The organism is Flavobacterium sp. LS1R10 (assembly GCF_003968825.1).
Taxonomy (GTDB): Bacteria; Bacteroidota; Bacteroidia; order Flavobacteriales; family Flavobacteriaceae; genus Flavobacterium.
The window spans coordinates 134159-161001 of the sequence record NZ_RYDH01000002.1; the positions used below are offsets into that span (position 1 = coordinate 134159).

At 36.7% G+C, this 26843-nt stretch carries 25 protein-coding genes; 14 read left to right on the forward strand and 11 right to left on the reverse strand.

From position 1 onward, the window contains the following. Nucleotides 1-7: 7 nt before the first annotated feature. The 3 genes from tsaE to EKL96_RS14180 all read right to left on the reverse strand — a co-directional run bounded on the left by tsaE (nt 8) and on the right by EKL96_RS14180 (nt 2407). Nucleotides 8-415 carry a tRNA (adenosine(37)-N6)-threonylcarbamoyltransferase complex ATPase subunit type 1 TsaE gene (gene tsaE / locus EKL96_RS05745; protein WP_126459425.1) on the reverse strand — a complete coding sequence of 136 codons (408 nt, stop codon included), beginning with the start codon at nt 413-415 and terminating at the stop codon, nt 8-10. A gap of 61 nt (nt 416-476) precedes the next feature. Then, nucleotides 477-2030: a PglZ domain-containing protein gene (locus EKL96_RS05750; protein ID WP_126459428.1), complete on the reverse strand. Its 1554-nt coding sequence runs from the start codon at nt 2028-2030 to the stop codon at nt 477-479. A 203-nt stretch (nt 2031-2233) separates the two neighbouring features. Beyond that, nucleotides 2234-2407, reverse strand: a complete 174-nt coding sequence (locus EKL96_RS14180) for a hypothetical protein (protein ID WP_156063247.1) — start codon at nt 2405-2407, stop codon at nt 2234-2236. 213 nt (nt 2408-2620) lie between these two features. On the opposite strand from EKL96_RS14180, the gene EKL96_RS05755 reads away from it, so the two are divergent. The 8 genes from EKL96_RS05755 to EKL96_RS05790 all read left to right on the forward strand — a co-directional run bounded on the left by EKL96_RS05755 (nt 2621) and on the right by EKL96_RS05790 (nt 9347). After that, nucleotides 2621-3751, forward strand: coding sequence for an XdhC family protein (locus EKL96_RS05755; protein ID WP_126459431.1), 1131 nt, complete (start codon nt 2621-2623; stop codon nt 3749-3751). 2 nt (nt 3752-3753) lie between these two features. Next, nucleotides 3754-4734, forward strand: coding sequence for a GTP 3',8-cyclase MoaA (moaA, locus tag EKL96_RS05760; RefSeq protein WP_126459434.1), 981 nt, complete (start codon nt 3754-3756; stop codon nt 4732-4734). Next, nucleotides 4734-5321: an NTP transferase domain-containing protein gene (locus tag EKL96_RS05765; RefSeq protein ID WP_126459437.1), complete on the forward strand. Its 588-nt coding sequence runs from the start codon at nt 4734-4736 to the stop codon at nt 5319-5321. The genes moaA and EKL96_RS05765 overlap by 1 nt, the downstream gene beginning before the upstream one ends. Further along, the gene (gene glp, locus EKL96_RS05770; RefSeq protein WP_126459439.1) at nt 5318-6496 is read left to right on the forward strand and encodes a gephyrin-like molybdotransferase Glp; all 1179 of its coding nucleotides are present in this window, start codon (nt 5318-5320) and stop codon (nt 6494-6496) included. Before EKL96_RS05765 ends, glp begins: the two co-directional genes overlap by 4 nt. Before the next feature lie 55 nt (nt 6497-6551). Beyond that, on the forward strand, nt 6552-7286 hold the full coding sequence (locus tag EKL96_RS05775; protein WP_126459442.1) for a sulfite exporter TauE/SafE family protein: 735 nt from the start codon (nt 6552-6554) through the stop codon (nt 7284-7286). Nucleotides 7287-7571: 285 nt separating this feature from the next. Beyond that, nucleotides 7572-7799 (forward strand): MoaD/ThiS family protein, encoded by a 228-nt coding sequence (locus tag EKL96_RS05780; protein WP_126459445.1) that lies wholly within the window; start codon nt 7572-7574, stop codon nt 7797-7799. Nucleotide 7800: 1 nt separating this feature from the next. Beyond that, nucleotides 7801-8907: a HesA/MoeB/ThiF family protein gene (locus EKL96_RS05785; protein WP_126459449.1), complete on the forward strand. Its 1107-nt coding sequence runs from the start codon at nt 7801-7803 to the stop codon at nt 8905-8907. Continuing rightward, the gene (locus tag EKL96_RS05790) at nt 8907-9347 is read left to right on the forward strand and encodes a molybdenum cofactor biosynthesis protein MoaE (RefSeq protein ID WP_126459452.1); all 441 of its coding nucleotides are present in this window, start codon (nt 8907-8909) and stop codon (nt 9345-9347) included. Before EKL96_RS05785 ends, EKL96_RS05790 begins: the two co-directional genes overlap by 1 nt. 46 nt (nt 9348-9393) lie before the next feature. Here the strand turns inward: EKL96_RS05790 and EKL96_RS05795 are convergent, their stop codons facing one another. The 4 genes from EKL96_RS05795 to EKL96_RS05810 form a co-directional block, all read right to left on the reverse strand. Beyond that, entirely contained in the window at nt 9394-10533 is a 1140-nt protein-coding gene (locus EKL96_RS05795; protein ID WP_126459455.1) for a cysteine desulfurase family protein, read from the reverse strand. A 181-nt stretch (nt 10534-10714) separates the two neighbouring features. Continuing rightward, on the reverse strand, nt 10715-12880 hold the full coding sequence (locus EKL96_RS05800) for a xanthine dehydrogenase family protein molybdopterin-binding subunit (RefSeq protein ID WP_199739571.1): 2166 nt from the start codon (nt 12878-12880) through the stop codon (nt 10715-10717). 41 nt (nt 12881-12921) lie between these two features. Further along, nucleotides 12922-13545 carry a hypothetical protein gene (locus EKL96_RS05805; protein ID WP_126459458.1) on the reverse strand — a complete coding sequence of 208 codons (624 nt, stop codon included), beginning with the start codon at nt 13543-13545 and terminating at the stop codon, nt 12922-12924. Nucleotides 13546-13618: 73 nt separating this feature from the next. Next, nucleotides 13619-14086 (reverse strand): (2Fe-2S)-binding protein, encoded by a 468-nt coding sequence (locus EKL96_RS05810; RefSeq protein ID WP_126459461.1) that lies wholly within the window; start codon nt 14084-14086, stop codon nt 13619-13621. A gap of 359 nt (nt 14087-14445) precedes the next feature. Between EKL96_RS05810 and EKL96_RS05815 the strand changes: the two genes are divergently transcribed. Beyond that, nucleotides 14446-14772: a hypothetical protein gene (locus EKL96_RS05815; protein ID WP_126459463.1), complete on the forward strand. Its 327-nt coding sequence runs from the start codon at nt 14446-14448 to the stop codon at nt 14770-14772. Between the two features lie 114 nt (nt 14773-14886). Here the strand turns inward: EKL96_RS05815 and EKL96_RS05820 are convergent, their stop codons facing one another. The 4 genes from EKL96_RS05820 to EKL96_RS05835 are packed head-to-tail and all read right to left on the reverse strand — an operon-like array spanning nt 14887 to nt 21122. Continuing rightward, entirely contained in the window at nt 14887-16299 is a 1413-nt protein-coding gene (locus tag EKL96_RS05820) for an efflux transporter outer membrane subunit (RefSeq protein WP_126459466.1), read from the reverse strand. Then, the gene (locus EKL96_RS05825) at nt 16289-19459 is read right to left on the reverse strand and encodes an efflux RND transporter permease subunit (RefSeq protein ID WP_126459469.1); all 3171 of its coding nucleotides are present in this window, start codon (nt 19457-19459) and stop codon (nt 16289-16291) included. The genes EKL96_RS05820 and EKL96_RS05825 overlap by 11 nt, the downstream gene beginning before the upstream one ends. A gap of 33 nt (nt 19460-19492) precedes the next feature. Further along, on the reverse strand, nt 19493-20599 hold the full coding sequence (locus EKL96_RS05830; RefSeq protein WP_126459471.1) for an efflux RND transporter periplasmic adaptor subunit: 1107 nt from the start codon (nt 20597-20599) through the stop codon (nt 19493-19495). A gap of 13 nt (nt 20600-20612) precedes the next feature. Then, nucleotides 20613-21122 carry a GbsR/MarR family transcriptional regulator gene (locus EKL96_RS05835; protein WP_126459474.1) on the reverse strand — a complete coding sequence of 170 codons (510 nt, stop codon included), beginning with the start codon at nt 21120-21122 and terminating at the stop codon, nt 20613-20615. A 236-nt stretch (nt 21123-21358) separates the two neighbouring features. Between EKL96_RS05835 and EKL96_RS05840 the strand changes: the two genes are divergently transcribed. The 5 genes from EKL96_RS05840 (at nt 21359) to lpxA (ending at nt 26823) form a co-directional block, all read left to right on the forward strand. Next, nucleotides 21359-22153, forward strand: a complete 795-nt coding sequence (locus tag EKL96_RS05840) for a DUF1080 domain-containing protein (RefSeq protein WP_126767341.1) — start codon at nt 21359-21361, stop codon at nt 22151-22153. A gap of 120 nt (nt 22154-22273) precedes the next feature. After that, entirely contained in the window at nt 22274-23503 is a 1230-nt protein-coding gene (locus EKL96_RS05845; RefSeq protein ID WP_126459477.1) for an HD domain-containing protein, read from the forward strand. A 39-nt stretch (nt 23504-23542) separates the two neighbouring features. Next, complete coding sequence (gene lpxD / locus EKL96_RS05850; RefSeq protein ID WP_126459480.1) at nt 23543-24586, forward strand: UDP-3-O-(3-hydroxymyristoyl)glucosamine N-acyltransferase; 1044 nt, start codon at nt 23543-23545, stop codon at nt 24584-24586. Continuing rightward, complete coding sequence (locus EKL96_RS05855; protein WP_126460118.1) at nt 24579-25967, forward strand: bifunctional UDP-3-O-[3-hydroxymyristoyl] N-acetylglucosamine deacetylase/3-hydroxyacyl-ACP dehydratase; 1389 nt, start codon at nt 24579-24581, stop codon at nt 25965-25967. The genes lpxD and EKL96_RS05855 overlap by 8 nt, the downstream gene beginning before the upstream one ends. Nucleotides 25968-26037: 70 nt before the next feature. Then, a complete protein-coding gene (gene lpxA / locus EKL96_RS05860; protein WP_126451549.1) occupies nt 26038-26823 on the forward strand; it encodes an acyl-ACP--UDP-N-acetylglucosamine O-acyltransferase in 786 nt (261 codons plus the stop codon). Nucleotides 26824-26843 lie beyond the last annotated feature (20 nt).

Consider the following 26843-nt stretch of genomic DNA (forward strand, 5'->3'; position numbering starts at 1 on the left):
TTTACTTTTAACTTAAGGTTAAAGAACGTTTTCCGTCAGGAAGCAGTGAAATAGTTATAACGGAATGTGTTTCCGGAATCAAATTTGGGATCTTCTCAGCCCATTCTATAAAGCACCAATTACCAGAATACAAATAATCATCAATCCCCATATCCAGCGCTTCGACTTCAGTATTTAATCTGTAAAAATCAAAATGATAAACTAACTGATTGTCAAATGCTTCGTATTCATTAACTAAAGAAAAAGTTGGGCTACTCGTTGCTCCGGTTACGCCAAGCGTTTTACACAATCGCTTGATCAAAGTTGTTTTTCCAACGCCCATTTCCCCATGAAAAAGAATCACTTTTTTAGGATTCATTGTAATGATTTTTTGCGCCACTTCCTCGAGTTCGTCAATAGAAAAAATGATATTCATTCTTGTGAAATTGTTTAAAGTTTAAGGTTCATGCTATACATTAAAAACGGATACTGACTACTTATTTTGGGTTAAAAACCAAAAATGGAATAATCATTTCTTCTAATGAAATACCCCCGTGCTGATACGTATTTTTGTAATAACTCACATAATGATTGTAGTTGTTGACATAGGCCAAAAATAAATCATTTTTTGCAAAAATATACGAACTGCTCATATTTATGGTAGGCAAACCAATATTTTTTGGTTCTTTCACAGCATAAACATCTTTGTGTTCGTATGTCAAACTGCGTCCGGTTTTATACCGCAAGTTCAAACTAGTGTTTTTGTCACCTACCACTTTCGATGGGTTTTTTACGTTTATCGTTCCGTGATCCGTGGTCAAAATCAATTTGAAACCCATTTTTTGAGCTTGTTGAATGATTTCTAAAAGTGGAGAATTCTTAAACCAGCTCAAGGTCAGCGAACGATACGCTTTATCATCAGAGGCCAGTTCTTTTACGACATCCATCTCTGTTTTGGCATGGGAAAGCATGTCTACAAAGTTATATACAACAGTTACTAAATCATTATCTTTTAGTGCTTTAAATCCCTCTGATAATTTTTTTCCGCTGGCAAGACTTGTTATTTTAAAATAATCTTCCTTGATATTCAAACCCAATTTTTTTAGTTGCGCCGTCAAAAATTCGGCTTCAAAAAGGTTCTTTCCGCCTTCTTCCGGGTCGTTTTTCCAGTATTTCGGAAACTGTTTTTCCATTTCCAGCGGGGTTAAACCGGAGAAAATAGCGTTTCGCGCATATTGTGTGGCCGTAGGAAGAATAGAATAGTAAGGCACTTCTTTTTCCAGTTTATAGTAATTTCCTACTACACTTTCAAAGGTTTTCCACTGGTCATAGCGCAGGTTATCAATTACGACAAACAAAATAGGCTTGTCTTTTTTCTGGAGTTCAGGAAGCACTAATTCTTTGAATAAGGTGTGAGATTGAACCGGTTTATCGGCCTTTGGAGCAAACCAATCCTCATAATTGCGCTCTATGAATTTTCCAAACTGGGAATTGGCTTCTGTTTTCTGGGATTCCAAAATTTCAATCATACTCTGATCATCGATATTTTCCAATTCCAGTTCCCAAAAAATCAATTTTTTGTATAACTCAACCCAGTCTTCATAGGAATTCACCATCGCCATTTCCATGGTGATTTTTCTAAATTCTTTCTGATAATCCAGCGTTGTTTTTTGAGAAATCAATCGGGAATGATCCAGATTTTTCTTCAAACTCAACAAAATCTGATTTGGATTCACGGGTTTGATCAAATAATCGGCAATTTTTGACCCTATGGCTTCCTCCATAATGTATTCTTCCTCGCTTTTGGTAATCATAATCATGGGAACCGAAGATTTTTTCTCCTTCATTTCTGACAGCGTTTCCAAACCACTCATTCCAGGCATATTTTCATCCAGAAAAATAATATCAAAATTGTTTTCTTCAAAAATTCCAATGGCGTCAAGTCCGTTGTTACAGGTCGTAACCTCGTAATTTTTCTTTTCCAGAAATAATATATGTGGTTTCAAAAGGTCGATTTCATCATCTACCCAAAGTATTTTTATTTTATCCATAAGTTGTAGTAACAGGTGTTCAAAAGAACTAAATTAAAGTGGCAAATTACATTTTTTTGGAATTGCTATCTGCTAATGTTATTATAATTTTTTAACATATTTACGTTATAATTTTTAAAATTACAATTCACTTTAATTCTGTTTTAAGTTAATTTTTGGGGGTGCCTCATCGTTCGTAAACTCCGTCCGGGTCTGACTGTACGCTATATTTTAGATGAAATTTGAGCTATATAATACATGTGTTTGGTATTGTTTTCGCCTAATCTAATGGCAAATTTATCATTTAAAACCAGCACACCACTTACCGTGTTATCTAAAAACTCCTTCGTGACAGGTTTTTTTAACCTAGATTCGTTGTGAATAGGTTTGATATCCATAATAAATTGATTAAATTTCGGAATTGATTAGTCAATCGGAGCGGTACATTCGGCTCGTATTGCTAAAAAATTGAAACTGATGGTTATACAATTGAATGTGATATTCTGTTGTACGATACTCCATTCATGTTGTGTATCGCTTACTCTGTTATTTCTTTTATTTTAAGAGAAAATATTTTAAAAACAGAATCTAAGCCGTTAAAAAAAAGACTAATGAAAGAAGTTACAGATATTTTAAAAGCCTATTCAGCAGCCAAAGCGAGTGGAAAAAAAACAGCATTGGCAACAGTGGTCAAAGTAGAAGGCTCTTCTTACCGTCAGCCGGGCGCACGCATGCTTGTAACAGAAGACGGTATTTTGACCGGTGCTATTAGCGGCGGATGCCTTGAAGGCGATGCCTTGCGAAAAGCACTGCTGGCCATACACCAAAAACAAAATAAGCTAATTACCTACGATACCAGTGATGAAAGCGATTCTGATTTTGGAGTGCAATTAGGATGCAACGGAATTGTCCATATTCTTTTTGAATACATCGATGAATGTGCAGTATGTAATCCGATTTACTTGTTGGAACAATCGGTAGCAGAACGCAAAGAAGCCGTGGTTTTGACCTTGTTTTCCTTGGAGCGGAATACTGTACAAATAGGGACTGTATTAGTGTACCGAGAAGATCTGGTGATTAGTCAAAGAACTGATTTAAAGGCATTGCATGTAGCTTTCAAGGAAGTACTTTATAGCAAATCATCGATTATAAAAAAAATACAGCTAGAAGATCATGAACATGAAGCTTTAATCGAATACATCCCACTCCCAGTTTCGCTAGTACTTGCCGGTGCAGGAAATGATGCGCAACCATTAGTAAAAATGGCTAATTTATTAGGTTGGGAAGTACTTGTAGGTGACGGAAGAGCAACACATTCAACCGCAAAACGTTTTCCAGAAGCCAAGCAAATACTTGTAACCAAGCCACTGCAATTAGTAGAAAACAGCAGCATTGACTCCCGGACTTTCTTTGTCCTGATGACGCATAACTACAAATATGATCTGGAAGTTTTAAAATTGCTTTTGGAAACTGATTGTATGTACATCGGAATATTAGGTCCAAAGACAAAACTGAACCGCATGTTTGATGATTTGAGCGCCGAAGGAATTGTGGTAACTAAAGCACAGCTGGATCGAATCTATGGTCCGATAGGCCTTGATATTGGTGCGGAAACATCAGAAGAAATAGCGCTTTCTGTTGTAGCAGAAATAAAAGCAGTGATGGAAGGAAAAACGGTGAACTCGCTCAAACACAAAAAAAATAAAATACATCCTGCTACGAATGGGATTAAAAATACTTGATTATGATAAAAGACACATTCGGACGCGTTCACGACTATCTCAGGATTTCACTGACTGATAATTGCAATCTACGCTGTTTTTATTGCATGCCAGAAGAAAATTATGCCTTTGCACCAGCCTCTAAATTAATGCAGGTTGAAGAGATCGAAACCATCGCCAAATTATTCGTGGCCAATGGCGTAAAAAAAATTCGCCTGACCGGAGGCGAACCTTTGGTACGAAAAGACGCTCCACGGATTATAGAATCTTTGGGAAAATTAGGAGTTGAACTCGCTATTACTACCAATGGCGTGCGGATAAATGAAATGCTAGACGAGCTTTTAGCGGCAAATATTAAGGCGATAAATATCAGCTTAGATACTTTGCAAGCCGATAAATTTTTGAAAATTACCCGAAGAGATTTGTATCATCGTGTCAGAAGTAATATCGAATTGCTGTTGCAGCACGGGATTCGTGTGAAAATAAATGTGGTTGTGATGAAAGGCCTCAACGAGAACGAAATTCTGGATTTTATAGCACTGACCCAACACAATACAATCGAAGTACGGTTTATCGAATTCATGCCTTTCAGTGGTAATAACTGGACGAGTAACCAGGTTTTTACCCTGCAAGAGATTTTGTTGAAAGTCGCTTCAAAATATGATGTCCTTCCGGTGCAGCCCGAACCCAACGATACCTCAAAAAAATATATGATTCCGGGTCATGTGGGTTCCTTTGCTGTAATTAGTACAATGAGTTCTCCTTTTTGTGAAACTTGCAACCGCATGCGACTGACGGCTGATGGAAAATTAAAAAATTGCTTATTCTCTAAAGAGGAAACCGATTTGCTTGGCGCTTTACGTGCCGGTCAAGAAATTTTGCCTTTGATAGAAGACACTATTATGGCTAAGGCCAAAGCTTTAGGAGGTCAATTTAGTGGCGTTTTTGAAGATATAGATGCCAGTAAACTTAAAAATAGAAGTATGATTACAATAGGCGGCTGATGGAAAATAAAACAGGAATAGTACTATTGGCAGCGGGGAGTTCCTCGCGCTTGGGTCGGCCCAAACAGTTACTTGAATTTAATGGTAAAACCTTACTTTTTCATACTGTAGAACAAATACTCGAAGTAAGCACTAAAGCGATTGTTGTAATGGGTTCAAAGAACACCGCTATTGAAAAAGAAGTTAATTCGGTTTTAATTTGCCGAAATCCTGATTGGCAAAAAGGCATGGGGTCTTCGATAAGCAAAGGCTTGGAGGAGTTGCTGCTTGTTAATTTAGACATTGAGCACTGCATTTTGGCCGTTTGTGACCAGCCTCATATTGATGCTGCTGTTTTCCGCAGTTTAATTGAAAAGCATAAAAAAACCGGAAAAGGTATTATTGCCTCTAGTTATGCCAATACGATGGGAACTCCCGTTTTGTTCAGCAGAAAATACTTTACTGAGCTAATGCAGCTTTCTGGTAATGCCGGAGCCCGAAAAATGATTGAAAAATACAAAAAAGATGTGGCCAGCATTCCCTTTGAAAAAGGGGCTGTTGATATCGACACTATAGAAGATTACGAACAACTGATCCATCCCAAATGATTTCTGTAAAAGAAGCAAAACAACTAATTATGGGCGCAGCTTTGACAAAAAAAAGTGAGCTCGTCGCACTCCTATATGCTCATGGACAAGTGACCGCAAGAGACATTCGAGCCATGATAGACATTCCAAATTTTCATCAATCTTCCATGGATGGTTATGCTATCAAATATGAAGATAAGGACAGTCTTCTTACCATTATAGGAGAAATGGCGGCTGGTACGAGTAGACAACTGGTACTTAATAAAGGTGAGGCTACGAGAATATTTACCGGCGCTCCTTTGCCGGAGGGAGCTGATACCGTAGTAATGCAAGAACGGATATGCCTTGAAAACGGAAAACTACTAGTTGAAGACCAGACACTTTTGAAAGGAGCAAATGTAAGACTAAAAGGAGCAGAGGTTGAAAGCGGAGTCATTGCCATGGCGGCTGAAACTTATCTTTCCCCGGCAGCAGTAGGCTTTCTAGCCGGAATAGGCTGTGCGGAAGTTTGGGTATATTCACCTCCAAAAGTGGCTATTATCCTTACCGGAAATGAATTGCAAGAACCGGGTCGTCCCTTAGAATTTGGTCAGGTTTATGAAGCCAATTCCGTTCAGTTAAAAGCAGTTTTAAATAAAATTGGCGTCAGAGATATTACAGTACAAACTGCTGAAGATCAGATTGAAGTATTACAGGACGTTTTGCAAAAAGCGCTTGACACTCATGATATTGTTCTTTTGAACGGTGGCGTTAGTGTGGGCGATTATGATTTTGTGCCTCTTGTGGCGCAGCGGTGTGGTGTCGAGCAACAATTTCACAAAATCAAGCAGAAGCCCGGGAAGCCTTTGTTTTTTGGAACAAAAAAAGACAAATTGATTTTTGGACTTCCTGGAAATCCTTCGTCTTCGCTGACTTGTTTTTACGAGTATGTGTTACCAGTACTTGAAAATCGTATGGGCTTGACTAATAGCTTGACGGAAATTACCGCTAGGGTTACACATGATTATCCTAAAGCTTCGGGATTAACACATTTTCTAAAGGCCTCGTATAGCAATGGAACAGTAACTCCCTTGCATGCACAAGAATCTTTCCGTTTGCACTCTTTTGCTCAGGCGAATTGCTTTATTGTTTTGCCGGAAGAATCAAAAGGTTGCCTAGCCGGAGAAGAAGTTGCCGTTCATCTCCTGCCTGGATAATACTTGTCTCAAAAAAAACAATATTTTTACTATTTATCCCTAACTCATTAAATGAATGTCTATAGAAGTATTTTACATAATTCTTTTTTTTGTTGCTTTCTTATATGCTTCGGTCGGTCATGGTGGTGCCAGTGGCTATCTGGCGCTAATGGCACTTTATGGTATTGCTCCTGAAGAAATGAAACCGACTGCTTTAGTGCTCAATCTTTTCGTTTCTATAACTTCTTTTTCACACTATTATCGCGGTGGGTTTTTCTCAAAGAAAATATTTATTCCAATTGCAGCAATGTCGATTCCCATGGCCTTTATTGGCGGAATGATTACCGTTGAAGAAACGGTTTACAAGCGAATTTTGGGAGTGTTATTGCTTTTTCCTATTCTTCGTTTTTTCTTTTTCAAAAATGTAGAAGATTGTCAATTGAGGCCCCATACTGTTTCCGTAGCAATTATTAGTGGAGGAATCGTGGGCTTGCTGTCGGGAATGATTGGTATTGGAGGAGGTATTTTGCTTTCACCCCTTTTATTACTGTTGCAATGGACCAATCAAAAACAGACTGCGGCCATAAGTGCGGCATTCATATTTGTGAATTCTCTAGCGGGGCTAGGTGGTATGCTCACACGAGGTATTACATTCACGGGAGATATGGCTCTGTTTGTTGGTGTAGCTTTGGTCGGAGGATTTTTGGGTGCTTATTTAGGTTCTAAGAAATTTAATGCTACTATTCTGAAATATGTACTGGCTGTAGTTTTGCTGTTGGCTTCCTATAAATTAGTGTTTTCAAAAACTTAGTTATATGTAAATTAGGAGTAGTTATATTCTTAATAGGTTTAAGTATAGATATAGGATTTTTAAAATTAATTTTGCTTAAATTTAGACACTAGTATTAATGATGATTTATGGCTCATAAATGTTTGATAATTCAGAATCACAACGCGTAATTAAAAAAATATTCAGAACGTTTAGCGGAATTTTGCATTAAGATGTTTTGGATAAAGATAGATTTATTGTAATTTCCCCAAACGCCCGTGTTTGAAAAAATCATAAAAAATCAGGCTTTGCAAATATTATCTACATATGAAAATTAAAATTATAGCATTTGGTTCGATTGCAGCGATTATGGGAAAAGAAATTTGCCTGCACGCTACTGACATCGTGTCTATGAAAGAAGCTTTAGAGCAACTTTTTCCAGAATTGTCGGATCGTAAATATGCGGTAGCAGTCAACATGAAATTAGCAAGAACAAATGTTTTATTTGGTCAAAATGATACGGTAGCACTTATGCCACCTTATTCAGGAGGATAATATGGAAAATTATAACTCCCGATATTCCCGCCATTATTCACTTCAAGATTTTGGAACTAAAGGACAGCAAAAACTGGAGAAATCCAAGGTGCTTGTGATAGGAGCGGGTGGTTTAGGATGTCCCGTCTTGCAGTATCTTGTTGCCTCTGGGATTGGTACCATTGGCATTGTAGATCATGATATCATATCCTTAAGCAACCTGCAACGACAGGTTTTATACACGACGGATGACATTGGTAAAGACAAAGCCACAGTTGCATGCAAAAGACTACTAAGCCTCAATCCTGAAATTAGTATTACGGGCTATGCCATTGCACTTAGTTCTAAAAATGCAATAAAACTCATCCGTGCCTATGATATTATAGTGGATTGCACTGATAATTTTGCATCCCGGTATTTGATAAATGATGCTTGTGTCTTGTTAGAGAAGCCTTTGGTTTTTGGTGCTATTTATCAATATGAAGGGCAAGTGGCTGTTTTTAATGTTGAAGATGAAAATAAGAACAAGACGAACTACCGCCATTTGTTTCCTAAACCTCCAAAACCGGATGAAGTTCAAAATTGCAATGAAGCGGGTGTTTTAGGCGTTTTACCCGGGATCATCGGGTTGATGCAGGCTGGGGAGGTGATTAAATTACTTACAGGAATAGGGGAGGTATTGGTTAATAGACTCCTTACATTCAGTTTGCTTAATTATGAACTGTATGTCATTGAAATTAATATGGAAGTTTCCGTTTCTGATTTGATACCAAAAGATGAAATAACATTCGAAGCCACAGAGTATAACTTGCTCTGCGGACTCGCAAGTACCGAAATTGAAACCCTTTCTGTTATTGATTTTTTAGACCAAGTTTCCAATAACGATACTATTGTAATTGATGTCCGGGAAAAGGACGAGCTTCCAAAAGCTGATTTCAAATATTGTGCTCTTCCCTTATCCGGGCTGAGTGAAAAAATTCCAGAAATTAGTGAACGTACGATTCTATTATTCTGCCAAAGTGGAAAACGTAGCTTGATAGCAGGGGCACTTTTATTAGAAAAATTTGGAACTACCAAAAAAATAAGCCACTTAAAAGACGGCATCAATGCATTAAAAGAACTTAAATAATGATCAAAAAAATCAAAAATATTTTCATTGAAGGAGCTATTCCTCCATTATTTATAGCAGATAGCATTGCAAAACATGCGACTAAAAAAAATATTGGAGCGCACAGTATTTTCCTGGGTCAGATTCGGGAAGATGTTGTTGATGGCAAAACAGTGAAAGCTATTGAATATAGTGCTTATGAAGCGATGGCGTTAGAAAAAATGCAGGAAATCAGGGAAGAGCTATTTTCTAAATATGAGTTGAGCTGTATGCATGTGCATCACAGTATTGGAGTGGTCAATGCGGGTGAAATATGCCTGTTTGTTTTCACTTCTTCTAAGCACAGAAACATTGCCATGGAAGCCTGTAATGAAATTGTAGAACGCGTAAAAGCAGAACTTCAGATTTGGGGAAAAGAAATTTTTAATGACCAATCCCATCAGTGGAAAATAAATAGCTGAATTTAATTTTCGTACTTGGATTAAATCCGATTTAGAACATACTATTTTATGACTTTAATAGCCGTGTTAATTCGGAAACGGTAGCAATTGTCAATTCAATTTCTGCTAAAGTGGTGAATTTCCCTAAGCTAAATCGGATCGAAGATAAGGCATTTTCATTTGTAAGACCCAATGCTTTCAAGACATGTGAAGGTTCTGATGTAACAGCCGAACAGGCCGAACCATTAGAAACGGAAATATTTTGCAAAGCAAGAATAAGATTTTCAGAATTCACGCCTCGAAAGCAAATATTGGTCGTATTGTAAAGACGATTTGTTTGCGAACCATTGACAAAAGATGCGGGTATTTTCAATAGTTCCCTTTCAAGTAAGTCTCGCATTATTGTTATCCTATCTCTGTCCTTTTCCATTTCTAAGCTTGCAATTTCGCAGGCTTTGCCAAGTCCGATGATTCCCGGAACATTTAAAGTACCACTTCGTTTGCTGTTTTGCTGACCACCTCCAGTGATTTGACCCGTTAATTTTGCTTTTATTTTTTTGGAAACAAATAATGCACCGATGCCTTTTGGTCCATAAAATTTATGTGCAGAAAGAGACAGAAGGTCAATGCCCAAATCAACGACATTAATTGGAATTTTTCCTATAGCCTGAGTGGCATCGCACAGGAAATAGGCTTCTTTAGATTTAGCAATTTCCCCGATTTTTTTAATATCCTGGAGTGTCCCCGTTTCGTTATTTGCCATCATGACAATTACTAGTGCAGTTTCTTCGGTCACGGCTGCTGTAAGAAGGTCTAGGTCTAAAATACCATCCTTATTGACGCCTAAATAGCTGACTTTGTATCCGATGGTTTCTAGGTGAAGGCAAGTATCCAAAACGGCTTCGTGCTCTGTAATTACAGTAACAATATGTTTGCGTTTTTCGTTTGCAAGTCCTTTGATTGCAAGATTTATTGCTTCTGTTGCACCTGAGGTAAAAATAATGTCGTTTGGTTTTGCTTGAATTAGTTCCGCTGTTTGCCATCTGGCCTGTTCGACTGCTTCTTTCACCGTTAATCCAGCCAGGTGGCTACTGTTTGCATTGGCATAAAAATTAGTGAAATAGGGAAGCATGGCATCAAGCACCCGATCGTCAATACGCGTTGTTGCATTATTATCTAAATAGATTTTTTCTTGGATAAGTGACATTTAAACTAGTGTTGTAAAGTAGGTTTTATGCTTATTTAGTTCTTTTGTGAGTTTTTAAGAATCTGCTTTTGCGGAGCATAGGAATTAAAAAAGAGCTTGTAATTGCCATCACCTTCAAAGGTAGAAAATTTAGCCAGAATCATTTTGAAGTTTTAACGATTCTGGCTAAAAAAATAGGGCATTATACCGTTGCCAGACTAAACGGTAATTTTCGTATTCTTTTGCCTGTCAGGTCAAAAATGGCATTTGTCAACGCTGGTGCAAAAGGAGGAAGACCGGGTTCTCCAACTCCGCCTGCATCTTCTTCATTGTCTATAATATACACTTCTATTTGTGGAATATCCGTAATACGAGGCATTGGGTAATCATAAAAATTATTTTGTTCTACTATACCATCCTTAAATGTTATTTCATGTATTGTTGCCGCACCCAGACCCATGACGATGGAACCTTCAACCTGCGCGCGAATAATATCCGGATTTACATACCAGCCACAATCTATGACGGCCCAAACATTATCTATTTTTACACCTCCAGAGGCATTTTTTGAAACTTTTACAATGTGTCCTACCGTTGATTTGAAACATTCAGTGATGGCTACACCATAGCCTTCATTTTTACTTCTTTTTTTCCAGCCGGAGACTTCTTCCATTTTGTCAATTAGTTTTTGGCATCTTTCATCCTGTAGATGAGCTCTTCTAAAATCCAGCGGATCCGCGCCAGCTTCTACAGCCATTTCATCTATAAAACTTTCAAACGCAAATCCGTTTGTAGAAGCATACACTGAACGCCACCACATTGTTGGTAGTGGTGTTTCAAAGGGAACATCTGAAATGCTTAAATTTTTGATACTCGCATAATAGGGTTCAAGGAATCCTTCGCTGGTACTATCATTAGGAACGTCTTTTTTTCCTCCACTCCAGTGGTCGTTATTTTGGCCTGCCATTCTAAATTTAAGCGCTTCAATTTTCCCGCCTTTTACTACACCTTCACAACGATAAGAGATTCCTGGTCGGTAAGGGCCCTGCTTAAGGTCATCCTCTCGTGTCCAAACTACCTGAACCGGAGCTCCAATTTCTTTTGAAATCAATACCGCTTCATGAGGATAATCGGTAAAGGCTTTTCTTCCAAAACCACCACCGAGGAAAGTCATATTTACAATTACCTTTTCTTTTGCAATTCCCATTTGGGTGCTTATAAAATCCTGAACCCATCCAGGTGCTTGAATCGGACCCCAAATTTCTACAGTATCTCCTTGGAAATTGGCAATACAATTCAGCGGTTCCATACAGCTATGGGATTGGTATGGGGTCTGGTAGATTACATCCAGTTTCTTATTTGATTTTTCTATGATTGCAGTAGGATCACCTTGAGATTTAAGAGGCAATCCTTCCTTTGTTTTTATAAATTCTTCCTGGCGTTTGAATATTTCGGGACTGTTTACATGTTCAAATCCTGCATCATTCCATTCTACTACTAAAGCCTTTTTTCCCTGCATCGCTGCCCAAGTCGAATCAGCCACAACGGCGACTCCTTCGCGAATGGTATTGTGCACCACCATTTTTACCACAAAAATCTGTTTTACCCCAGGAATTTTTTTTGCCACGGAATCGTCGAAGCTTTTTACAGTTCCACGAAGTCTTGGATTTCGTTCTACGGCTGCATAGAGCATGCCTGGAATCTTTTTATCGAGGCCAAAAATAGCAGTCCCATTTGTTTTCATGGGCGTATCCAAACGGTGTAATGGCTGGCGGATAAGCTTATATTCGGATATTTTTTTGAGTTTAGGATTTTTAGGAGCTTCTAATTTTGAAGCTTGGGTTGCCAGTTCACCATAGTGTTTCTTTTTGCCAGAAGGCCTGTGAATAACATGTCCTGCTTCGGCATAGCAATCGTCAACGGATACATTCCATTGGAGCGCAGCTGCGGCAATCAGCATTTCACGTGCCGTGGCGCTCAATTTTAGTAATTTTTTGTACGCGGATCTTATGGTTGAGCTACCACCAGTAATCTGGTTTCCGTATTTTTTTTCATTTCCTTGGGCAAATACTACGTCTATATCTTTTAAATTCACTTCTAGTTCTTCGGCTATAATTTGCGGAATGGAATGATAGGCACCCTGACCCATTTCGGCACGGTGACTCACTATGGTTACTTTTCCGGAGGTATTGATGAGTATCCAGGCGCACATTTCAATATCAGCTGCTGTTAAATCGGATGGTTTTATTAAAGTTGGAACTGTATCGCCGGGTAAATAAAACCCCATACAAAGAGCAGCCCCACCCAAACCAGTAAGTTTGAGAAAGCTTCGTCTTGTATTTACTAAATTGTTTTTTGAATCCATCATACTTTAGAAATTATTTATTTTACAATACTCTGGTTTAGAAATTATTTGGCGGGAGCATATGCACCGTTATTTAGCCATGTCAGCCATTCTTTTTTAAACTCTGCATGGGTCAGTGGCGGTAGTCTGCGCCCTTCGCCCGGATTCCATCCTGCAAGAACGAAAGCATCATCAGCATGTTTTTTGAGTTTATTAATATCCATATGTCCGTTTTTAGATGGATCCATTAATTGTTTTGCCAGCTGGTGTGCTGTTCTGCCTTCAAAAACCATTTTCATATCAGCAGGTGGCAAGTGCCAGTCTGAATTTCCTGGTGGTGTATGTAATCCAGGTGTATTTTGAGTTTGGTGGCAATTCGTACATTTCATGGCATATAATCCTCTTCCGTCAATACCGCGTTTAGGAGCCATGACATGTAAATGACTGTCTTCTCCTTGCAACGGAACGTCACCAATAGGGTGGCAGTTCACGCAGCGGGGGCTCATTAAAACTTTATAAACCTTTTGGAATGCTCTTACAGAGGCAATGCTGTCCTTGATGATTACAGTAGGATTAATATTTATATATTCACTTTCATTCTCCGGTTTTAGTGTCCAGCCCAATGCAACTACACTAACGAGCAAAAAAAAGAGAATAACAGCCGTTTTATTTTTTTGGAATGAAGCCATAGTAAATTGATTATTTTAAGAGAGGAATATCCTATAAAAAGTTGATTTAGTATATTGAAGTATCTTTTATCTTTTATCTTTTATCTTTTTCTTGTAATTGTGCGGCTAAATGAATGGCTTTTCTTACACGAGGATAGGTTCCGCATCGACAAATATTTCCTGACATCGCGTCATCAATATCCTTATCAGTCGGTTTTGGATTTTCTCTCAATAACACTGCAGCTGACATGATTTGGCCGGAATGGCAGTATCCGCATTGGGGTACATCCATTTCATTCCATGCCAGTTGCGCTGGATGGTCATTATGTAAAGACAAGCCTTCAATTGTGGTTATTTTTTTTCCTTCGGCCCTGCTGACTTTAGTTACGCAGGATCGAACTGCTTCTCCATCAAGATGCAACACGCATGCTCCGCACTGTGCAACACCACAACCAAATTTTGTTCCAGTCAGGCCCAGTGTGTCCCTTACTACCCATAGTAGAGGCATGTCCGGACTTACATCAACTTGATAGGTTTTATTATTTACGTTTAATGTTATCATAAGTACTTGAAATTAGATTAAAGATCAATAGACAGTTTCCTGAAAATAGGTAAAAAAATATCTAATGTTTAAACTTACTAAAAAAAATAAAGGTTTTCTAATATTAACACTAAATTTAACGAAAAGTAAATACTGTATTATGATTCTCAACTCACTTTTACTATTGTAAAAATAGGGGTTGCATCTGACAATGAGATAATAAGTACATTTTTGAGGTTTATGTTATGGTTTTATTCCTCAAAATTTTGATTTAAATGTGCAGTCCTGTTTATTGCTTCAATAATTATATACTTTTACCCAACAACAGAGATTTATAATACTTTGAAAGGACGTAATTAAATACTAAAGCAAATTGAATAATGAAGTTTACAACAATCACTCTTGGAGACAATAAGATAGAAGTTTTTAATTCTTTTATGGCAAAAGAAACTATACTATTAAACGGAAAAATAGTTTCAGAGAAACGTTCCATAGCAGGAGGAACACATCATTTTAAAATAATTGAAAACGATCAAGAAGTAGCGTGCAAATTTATTTTGGGATATGGTGCTAACGGAGTGGTAATGAGTTTATATAAAGACAACAAACCAGTAATTGAGTCCCAAAGAAATATGTTCTTTGGATTCGTATTAATTACGCTTCTTACGTTTGGGTTTGTATTTTTTTATACTTTACTCTTTCACTGAGAAAGTCCACTACTTAAATATTGGAATCCGAATTAAAAGACAAAACCACTGCTTATACAATAAACAGTGGTTCTGGAACTAACAGGAATCAATTCTAATTAGTCAAGTAAATCTTTATTGCCAGCCCCCACCAAGGGCTCTGTACAATTGAATTATGGCTTTGTATTGTTGGAATTTATTGTCTATCAAGCTTAATTCTGCATTCAAAGCATTGTCTTTTACAGTTAAAACTTCTAAATAATTCGCTAGTCCGTACGTCAATAATTCATCTGAATAATCAGTGGCTTTATTCAATGCAGCTACTTGTTTTCCCCTCACGGTGAGTTTGTAGGTTTCATTGTTGTATTGTGCCAATGCATCCGAAACTTCTTTTCCGGCGGTCAACAAAGACTGCTCAAACTGAAGATAGGCTTTTTCCTGATTTGCTTTTGCAATTTCAAATCTGGTTTTAATCTGTCTTTGATTAAAAATAGGTTGTGTCAAACCCGTAATCACATTAGCAAAAAGGGAATTAGCGCTAAACCATTCTTTCAAATCAATACTCTGAAGTCCACCTGTTGCGGTAAGTTTTAACGTTGGATAAAAATTACTTTTAGCTACATTGGTTTGCTCAAAACTCGAAATAAAGTTGTATTCTGCTGCAATCACGTCAGGTCTGTTTCTTAGTAACGTAGCAGGTACACCAAGTGTAATGGTTGGTTGTAAGGATTGTGTTTCAAAAGTGCTTCTTTCAATTTTGGCAGAAGCTTCACCCATAAGAATGCTCATCGTGTTTTCAAGAATGATACTATTATTCTTTAAATCAGCAAGGATAATTTCGGTAGCATATTTTTGCGCCTCGGTTTGCTTCACACCAACTTCGGTAACATTTCCTGCCGCCTTTAATGCTACAATTGTTTCAATACTTTGATTTCTGTTAATCAAGGTTCGTTCTGCTAATTTTATTTGTGCGTCAACAGAAAGCAATTGATAATAGGTTGCGGCAAGGGTAGCAATTAATTGTGTTTTGACCACTTGATTCGCTGCTGTAGTTTGAAGATAGGCCGCATTTGCTGCGCGCTTGTTGCTTCGTATTTTTCCCCAAATGTCTGCTTCCCAAGAAAGATTCCCTGTAAACAGGTATTGATCTACATTAGTTGCACCACCACCACCACTTATTAAGGCACCTAATTGACTGTTTTTAGAAAGCTCTTGATGCGTCCAGTCGGCACCTACAGAAAGTGTTGGAAAATACCCGGCTTTTCCCTGTCGCATGGCAGCCTCGGCAGCTTGGATATTTTGCATTGCAATTCTGATATCCAGGTTATTGTTTAACCCTTTTTTGATATACCCTTGCAAAAGAGGATCGGTAAAAACGAGATCCCAAGCAACATTAGCAAGTGAAGTGGTATCATTTGAAACAACTTCAGTTCTGTAAAGATTTTCGGTTTTTAATTCTGGTCTGTTATATTTTTTAGCAACAAAGCACGACTGCATTACAGTAGCGGTTATAACAACTACTGCTATTTTAATTAACTTATTCTTCATTTTCTTTATTTAAAAGTGCGACATCAGTTTCCTGATTTGTTATCGGAAGTGGTTTTGTAGAAATTTTTTCTTGTAAGGTTTGGAAAACGATAAACAATACCGGTATTACAAAAATACCAAAAATGGTTCCTATTAACATACCGCCAATTGCTCCAGTTCCAATAGCATTATTCCCAACAGCTCCAGCTCCTTTAGCTAACATCAAAGGCAATAATCCGAAAATAAATGCAAATGATGTCATCAATATAGGACGTAAACGAGCAACTGCACCATGAATAGCCGCTTGGGTGATACTCATTCCTTTTTTTCTGGAATCTACAGAAAACTCGACGATTAAAATGGCGTTCTTAGCGAGTAATCCAATAAGCATAATAAGTGTTATTTGTAGGTAAATATTATCACTCACATTGAAAAAATAAGCAAATAAGTATGCTCCTGCTAAACCAATTGGCAATGAAATTAATACCGCAAAAGGCAACATATAACTCTCATATTGAGCGGCTAACAAGAAATATACAAAAACCAAACACAATAGGAAAATATACAATGTTTGACCGCCAGCACTTATTTCCTCACGAGTCATTCCTGAAAACTCATAACCATAACCAATAGGTAAGGTTTGACTTGCCACTTCTTCAACTGCTTTAATGGCATCACCTGAGCTGAAACCTTCATTTGGAGCCCCTGTTACTTTTATAGAAGTGAATAAATTGAAACGTTCTATTGCCTGAGGGCCAAATACTTTTACTAAAGTCACAAATTGTGAAATAGGAGCCATCTGACCAGTATTATTTCTTACCAATACTTGATTTAACGATTCGGGATTACTTCTAAATTCGGGTTCAGATTGGTAAACCACCCGAAATTGTTTTCCAAATTTGTTGAAATTAGAAGCATAAACGCCACCATAATATCCTTGCATCGTGCCTAAAACATCCGTGACAGTTAACCCTGATTTCTTTATGGTAGCAACATTCAAATCAATTCGGTATTGCGGATAATTTGGAGAAAAAGAGGTAGTTGCATATTTGATTTCGGGACGGCTATTTAAAGCTCCTAAAAATTTACTTTTTACTTCATCCAACTCCTCAATTGTTCCTCCTTTTTGATCTTGTAATTGAAATTCAAAACCATTGGTAAAACCAAAACCAACAAGTGTAGGACGAGCAAAATACAGGACTTTTGCATCTTTAACAGAAGCCGTACGCTTAAACAATTCAGCTATTACTGCATTTATTTCCTGATTCGCATCTTTACGTTCAGCCCAAGTTTTTAATTTTACAATTACCATTCCGTAATTACTACCTGTACCACTTATTAAACTACGACCTGAAATACGAAGTACTTCTTTTATTTCAGGAATATCTTTTACTTTATTTTCAATTTGCAATAATACTTCCTCGGTTCTTTCTAATGAAGTGCCGGGCGGAAGAGAAACGTCTGAAAGAATTGCTCCAGTATCCTCACCCGGAACAAAAGCCTTTGGCGTAATATTTAATAATAAGATAAAAATCCCTGCAAAAATGGCAATTCCTAAAAAAGCCAACCATTTACGTTTTATAAAAAACTCAACAGATCTTTTATACTTAGCGGTTGTTGTTTCAAACCCAACATTGAATGCCGTATAAAAGCGTTCTGCAAAACCTTTTTTCTTTAAGTTTTTATCGTGTTCTTTCAAGAAAATGGCACACAAAGCAGGAGAAAGTGTTAGGGCGTTAATAGCTGATAATACAATTGCAACAGCCAAAGTTATTCCAAACTGCTTGTAGAAAACGCCAGCTGAACCACTAATAAAAGAAACAGGAATAAATACCGCTGACATAACAAGTGTAATAGAAATAATTGCACTACTAATATCTTGCATGGCACTATGAGCTGCTTTTTTGGGATCATGTTCCCCAGCTTCCATTTTGGCATGGACGGCTTCAACTACTACAATGGCATCATCGACCACAATTCCCACGGCCAATACTAAGGCAAAAAGAGTTAATAAATTAATGGTAAAGCCAAATAAACTTAGGAAAAAGAAAGTACCTACAATTGCAACAGGTACGGATATTGCTGGTATAAGGGTAGATCTCCAGTCTTGTAAGAAGATAAAAACCACAATAAAAACCAATAAAAAGGCTTCAATCAAAGTATAGATCACTTTAGTGATAGATTCTTCTAAGAAGTCATTTGCATTAATTAAGGTGGCATATTTTACCCCTTTCGGGAAATTTACTTCCGCTTCATCTAACACTTTTAAAGAACCTTCAATTACTTCTTGTGCATTAGATCCTGCAGTTTGTGCAATAGCAATTGCAACAGATTTGTTTCCATTTGTGTACGCATTACTGGCGTAATTTACAGCCCCCAATTCAATTTTTGCGACATCCCCTAATTTAAGGATTTCTCCGTTTTGGGTTGAACGGATAATAATTTCTTCGAACTCTTTTACATCTTGCAGACGCCCTTTGTATTTTAATGTATATTGAAAAGATTGGTCACTACTTTCACCTAACTGACCGGGAGCGGCTTCAATATTCTGCTCAGCCAATAAAGCTGTAATATCCGAAGGAACAAGTCCATAAGCTCCCATTACATCTGGCTTAAGCCAAATACGCATCGAGTAGTCTTTTTGTCCAAAAATCATTGCTTCTCCAACTCCTGCTACACGTTTTATTTTTGGTAAAATATTGATGTTAGCATAATTTTGAAGGAAAGTATCATCATAATCCGGGTTGTCGCTGTATAAAGATAAAATCAAAATATTGTCGCTTTGTCTCTTTGAAGTTGTTACACCGGCTCTTGTAACTTCTTGAGGCAACAAAGGTGTAGCACGTGAAACACGATTTTGCACATTCACAGCTGCTAAATCTGGATTTGTTCCTAATTTAAAGTAAATATTAATAGCTGCTGAACCGTCATTATTTGATGTAGAAGTCATGTAAGTCATGTCTTCAACACCGTTGATTTGTTCTTCTAATGGAATTACTACCGAGCTCATTACAACTTCGGCACTGGCGCCTTGATAGTTTGCTGCTACGGTTACCGTAGGTGGCGCTATTTCTGGATATTGTGAGACAGGGAGTGAGATTAACCCTAAAACTCCTAAAATTACGATGATAATAGAGATCACCGTTGACAATACCGGTCTGTCAATGAATTTTGAAAACATATTTTGTTATTTATTCAATAATTAGTTTCTGAATTACTTTTTTGTTGGATTGATGATAGTTTTAAAATCAATAATTTCAGCCTTAATGAGGGTTCCTTCAGTTACTATCCCCACTCCTTCAACAAGTATTTTATCGTTTACATTTAATCCGCTATCCACTACAAAAAATTGACCTCCAGGAATTGCGCGAACTTCAATTGGGATTGCTTGCACTTTGTTGTTTTTATCCACAACAAGTGCAATGCGTTTGTCTTGTAATTCTAATGTTGCATTTTGAGGAATGACAATAACATCCTCTAAATGTGTAGGGATTTGTATCGTTCCACTTTCTCCAGAACGCAACAATTTGTTTCCGTTTGTAAAACGTGCTCGTACATTAAACGATCCTGTTTGTGTGTTGGCTTGTCCGCTAAAGGTTTCAATTTTACCCTTTTGTTCATATTGCATCCCATTGCTTAAAATTAAATTTACCGCTTCCATTTTGTTTATTTTTTCTTGAAATGACTTTCCTGGAGTATTCATCATGATATCCAATTGTTCTTTTTCATTTACTGAAAAATAGGCATAAATCGTGCTCACATCCGAAATTCGGGTTAAAGGTTCAACAGTTTGGCTGCTTACATAACTTCCAAGTCTTAAAGGTAAAGTTCCTACAATTCCGTTAACAGGACTTTTTATAGTAGCATAATTAATTCTGGCAACGATACTTTGATATGTACTTTTAGCACTAGCTAAATTTGCTTTAGCCGTTTCTAATTGCACATCACTGATGATGTCACGCTCTACCAAAGGGATTAAACGATTTACCTCCACTTGAGCAGCCGCAACTTTTGCTTTTGCAGCGCCAGCTTCCTGGGTTGCTGTTTGAGTCTCTAATTTAAAAAGCAATTGCCCTTTTTTAACTTCTTGTCCTTCTTGCACATATATTTTTTGAATATATCCATCTACTTTTGCACGAATATCTATATCGGTAACGCCTTCTAAACTCGCAGGATATTCAGCTAATAAAGTTGTATTAGAGGTTGCTATCTCCACCACTTTGTATGACATAACAGAAGGAGCCGTTTGAGCCGTTTCTTTTTTACAAGAAAGCAAGCTTATTGATAATAAAATTACACTTATAAAATATTTTTTTTTCATCTGGGACTATTTACTAAAATTGATTAATTATTATTTTACTATTATTATTTTCTATTTCTTTGAATTTATGGATGGTTTTAATCAATAATTCTTCGACTTCTATTACATGTTTTTTGTATGCTTTTGTATTTTCCAGATTGCACTGCTCTTCAGGACATGAAATGTTTTTTTCACGGTACGCCTGCAATTTTTCGATTATTTGTTTTTCAAAATCAAGTATTTTTAGATAATTAGTCAGTCTTTCGCTAAATGGACTGGATTTGAAATATTTTTTTCGATCACCAGTTAACGTATAATAATTTATTTTGTCCATTTTTAGCAGCAGATTCAAGTTTGTAGAAATCGAACTTTTACTTGCGCCCAGTTTTTCAACTATTTCTTCAAAGGTTAATCCTTTTTTGCAGCCATCAATTATTAATAGTCCCAGAATTCTGGAGCCAAGCGGAGATAAATTATACAGTAACTCAAAATGAATTCCGAACATTTCAATAAGTTCTTCTCTTTCTTTAGTGATATTGTTCATAATTTTTTTTGCAAAAGTACTATTTAGTTCGGCATTTACCGAACTAAGCGAACTTAAATCTATGTTAATTTATTTAACAAATTGTAGTTAATGAAGTTACTGCTTCTACAATAAAAATCTAAAGTTTATTCCTCATTTAGTTATAATTAGATTAAAAGTTAGTTGGTGAAAAAAAAATGCTTAATATTGAAAAGTGAACATTTATCCATATTTTATTAAACCAAATGAATTTTACTATGAAATCTAAAAACTTCAAGAACTCTTTATTAATGATTTCTTTATTCTCTGCAACAGCAGTTATGGCGCAACACAACTATGTGAACACTCCGCCAGAGGTTTCCCCAATGTCAATGAAACCAGAAATGACTGAAATTTGGGAACCAGAAGTAAAAGGTATTACCCCGGCTAAAACCCTTGGAAATGCGCCTTCGGATGCGATTATTTTATTTGACGGTAAAAATTTAGCACAATGGGTGAGCCAGAAAGATATAAATAAACCGGCAGGATGGAAAATTGTTGATCAAGATTACATGGAAGTTGTTCCGGGTACCGGAGCCATTCAAACTAAAATGGTTTTTGGGGATTGTCAGCTGCACCTGGAATGGAGCGCGCCGGATGTTGTTTTAGATGGGGGACAGGCAAGAGGAAACAGTGGCGTATTTTTCCAAAACAGATATGAATTACAAATATTAGATTCCTATAATAATAGAACCTATAGTAATGGCCAGGCCGGAAGTATTTATAAAGATCATCCACCTTTAGTAAACGCCGTGAAAACACCATTAGAATGGAATGCTTATGATGTAATATATACGGCACCTCGCTTCAAAGCAGATGGTAAAATTGATGCTCCGGCAAGAATTACCGTGTTTTTGAATGGTGTTTTAGTCCAAAATAATACTACAATAAACGGGTTGACACTTTACATCGGTTTGCATAATTATCCCTCGGCTCATGGAGAGGATGTTATTTCGCTTCAGGATCATGATTCTAAAAATCAATTCCGAAATATTTGGATCAGAAAACTATAAAATTAAATACCAACGGAGTGCTAAAACGCTCCGTTTTTTTTAGCGCTACAGCACAATTAGCATTGTTCTGTTTTTGAAATCTAAATTACTTATATTTGTTGACCTAAAAAAAAACTTATAGTGAGTCAAATTAATAAGCTAAAAATATTCAATGATCCCATTTATGGGTTTATTACCATACCCAATGCCTTAATTTACGATTTAATACAGCATCCTTATTTTCAGCGTTTGCGCCGTATTTCCCAGATGGGCTTGTCGTATTTAGTATATCCTGGTGCCAATCATACCCGTTTTCATCATGCTTTAGGTTGTATGCATTTAATGCAAAAAGCGGTTGATGTATTGCGTTTTAAGGGAGTTTCAATATCTCCTGAAGAAGAAAATGCACTCTATATTGCCATTTTGTTACACGATATAGGACATGGTCCTTTTTCGCATGCTATGGAAAGAAGTATCGTTGAGGATGTACATCATGAGGAAATTTCCTTATTGTTCATGAATCAGTTAAATGTGGAATTCAATGGCCAGTTGAGTCTAGCCATTCAGGTTTTCAAGGGGGAATATGACCGGAAATTTATGCTGCAACTTATTTCGAGCCAATTGGACATGGATCGTATGGATTATTTGAAACGCGATAGTTTTTATTCGGGTGTTTCAGAAGGCAATGTCAATTCAGAACGATTGATCCAAATGATGAATGTTGCGGATGATGTTTTGGTTATTGAAGAAAAAGGAATTTATTCTGTTGAAAAATTCTTGATGTCCAGACGATTAATGTACTGGCAGGTTTATTTACACAAAACCAGTTTAGTGGCCGAGTTAATTTTGACGAAAGTCCTAAAAAGAGCTAAAGAGTTGACCTTAAAAGGAGTACAATTGCCTTGCAGCAAGCCGTTGTCTTTTTTTATAGAAAATAAAGTTACGATGGACACATTTGATGCTCGGAGGTTAGATTTATTTGCACAATTAGATGATTTTGATATTATTGGGGCTTTAAAAGCTTGGCAAAAAGAGGATGATTTTATTCTGTCGTCTTTGAGTAAAATGATTGTCAACCGTGATTTATTAAAAATAAAATTAACGAGTGAAAAAGTCACTTTGGAAGAATTACAGCCGTTGAAAGAACGTTTTGCAGCAGAGCATCATATTTCTTTACAAGAAACAAACTATTTTATTTTTAGAGGAAAAATAAAAAATCAGGCTTACAGCAAACAGGCAGAACCCATACGGATTTTGAATAAAGACAAAACAATTGAAGACGTTGTGGATGCCTCTGATCAATTGAATTTGAAATCATTATCTAAATCCGTTACTAAATATTACATATGTTTTCCAAAACAACTGTTATAAATTCAGTATTTAAAACCTATTTTTTATATTTTTGTCGGGATGAAATTTACAGCAGAACAAATAGCAGGGATTTTAGAAGGTGAAGTTGTAGGAAATCCCATGGCAGAAGTTTCTAGATTATCAAAAATCGAAGAAGGCATCGAAGGATCACTAACTTTCTTGTCAAACCCCAAGTATCAGAATTATATTTATTCTACTAAAGCATCTGTAACAATTGTTAATGATACTTTTATAGCAGAGGCACCAATTACTACAACTTTGATTAAAGTGATTGATGCGTATTCCGCATTTTCTAAATTATTAGAATTTTACAATCAGGTAAAATTAAATAAAAGTGGGATAGAACAACCCTCTTTCCTTTCGGACAGCGTTAAATATGGAGAAAGTTTATATTTAGGGAGTTTTAGTTATGTAGGTCAAAATGTCGTTTTAGGAGAAAACGTAAAAATTTATCCCAATTGTTTTCTGGGTGATAATGTAGTAGTAGGGGATAATGTTATTCTATTTGCTGGTGCAAAAATTTATTCAGAGACCATAATAGGGAATAACTGTACGATACATTCCGGAGCTATAATAGGTTCAGATGGTTTTGGTTTTGCACCTAATCCAGACGGAACTTACACTAAAATCCCACAAATAGGAAATGTTATTATTGAAGACAATGTTGATATTGGGTCTTGTACTACAATAGATAGAGCCACAATGGGTTCAACTATTATACGAAAAGGCGTGAAGCTGGACAATCAAATTCAAATTGCGCACAATGTTGAAATTGGGGAGAATACGGTAATAGCGGCGCAAACCGGTGTTGCGGGTTCAACTAAAATTGGCAAAAACGGAATGATTGGTGGCCAAGTTGGAATTTCTGGACACCTAACCATTGGCAATAATGTACGAATTCAAGCGCAATGTGGTGTAGGAAGGAATATTAAAGATAATGAAATCTTACAAGGAAGTCCCGCATTTGGGTACAATGATTTTAGTAAATCGTACGTTCATTTCAAGAATTTACCCAAAATTGTTGCAGAAATCGAAGAATTAAAAAAACAAATTTTAAACCAAAAAAATGAAAAAAATGGTTAAACAGAAGACCATCAAAACAGAAATCTCTCTAACTGGAGTTGGATTACACACAGGTAAAGAAGTGAAAATGACTTTTAAACCTGCTCCAGTCAATAATGGTTTTACTTTTGTTCGAGTAGATCTAGAGGGACAACCTATTGTGGAAGCTGATGCAAATTATGTAGTAAATACACAAAGAGGAACCAATTTAGAAAAGTTAGGGGTAAAAATTCAAACACCAGAACATGTTTTAGCGGCATTGACGGGTTGTGACTTAGATAATGTCATCATAGAATTGAATGCTTCTGAACTACCAATAATGGATGGCTCCTCTAAATTCTTTGTTGAAGCTCTTGAAAAAGCGGGTATCGAAGAACAAAGTGCAAAAAGGAATGTATATATAGTAAAAGAAGTTATTTCATTTACTGATGAAGCCACAGGCAGCGAAATTTTAGTGATGCCAAGTGATTATTACTGCGTTACTGCAATGGTTGATTTTGGGACTAAAATTTTAGGAACTCAAAATGCGACTATGAAAAATATTTCTGATTTCAAAACGGAGATATCTGAGTCAAGAACCTTCAGTTTCTTGCATGAATTAGAATCTCTTTTAGAGAACGGTTTGATAAAAGGAGGTGATTTAAATAATGCTATCGTGTATGTTGATAAAGAAATATCAGCCACTACAATGGAAAGTTTGAAACTCGCTTTTGGAAAAGAGCAAATAACGGTTAAACCAAATGGTATTTTAGACAATCTGACTTTGCATTATCCGAATGAAGCGGCAAGACACAAACTACTTGATGTAATAGGTGATTTAGCTTTAATTGGAACTAAAATACAAGGTAAGGTAATAGCTAACAAACCAGGACATTTTGTCAATACACAATTTGCGAAGAAAATGGCTAAAATCATAAAAATTGAACAACGAAATTATGTTCCTGTTTTTGATTTACATCAGGAACCATTGATGGACATTCATAAAATCATGGCAGTTCTGCCTCATAGACCCCCATTTTTATTGATTGACAGAATTATCGAAATGTCAGAAACTCATGTGGTTGGAATGAAAAATGTAACCATGAACGAAAACTTTTTTGTAGGTCATTTTCCTGAAGCTCCGGTTATGCCAGGTGTTTTAATTGTGGAGGCCATGGCGCAAACAGGAGGGATTCTTGTTTTAAGCACGGTTCCGGATCCGGAGAACTATTTGACTTATTTTATGAAAATAGATAATGTTAAATTTAAACACAAAGTATTACCAGGCGATACTTTGATTTTTAAATGCGATTTAATTACGCCAATCCGACGAGGTATTTGTCATATGCAAGCAAATGCGTATGCAAATGGAAAACTGGTTGCTGAAGCAGAATTGATGGCCCAAATTGCTAAGAAACAGTAATTTTTTTGTTGATTTGGTTAATCGTGTATTCGGTTAATCGATTAAACAGTTAAACGATTAAACAAAGAATATGAATCAACCACTAGCATATGTTCATCCCGGCGCTAAAATCGCCAAGAATGTTGTCATTGAACCGTTTACAACCATCCATAATAATGTAGTTATTGGGGATGGCACTTGGATAGGATCTAACGTTACCATAATGGAAGGCGCAAGAATAGGAAAAAATTGTAATATATTCCCTGGTGCAGTAATTTCAGCAGTTCCACAGGATTTAAAATTTGGCGGAGAAGATTCTTTAGCAATTATTGGAGATAATTGTACCATAAGAGAATGTGTGACCATCAATAGGGGAACAATAGCCTCCGGACAGACTACCTTAGGTAATAATTGTTTGGTAATGGCAACGGCGCATATTGCCCACGATTGTCACATAGGTGATAATGCTATTATTGTAAACGGAGTCGCTCTGGCTGGTCATGTAACCGTTGGTAAATATGCCGTTATTGGAGGATTGGCTGCCATTCATCAATTTATCCATATTGGAGATCATGCCATGATTTCTGGTGGATCCTTAGTAAGAAAAGATGTTCCCCCGTTTACCAAAGCCGCAAAAGAACCTTTGTCGTATGTAGGTATTAATTCTGTGGGATTAAGAAGACGTGGTTTTACAACAGAAAAAATCAGAGAAATTCAAGATATTTACAGAATTCTGTACCAAAAAAATTATAATACCACGCAAGCTTTGGGTATTATTGAAGCTGAAATGGAGGCCACGCCGGAAAGAGATGAAATCATTGATTTTATTCGAAACTCCTCAAGAGGTGTAATGAAAGGCTATTCAGGAAATTATTAAGAATCAACAAATCAACAAAT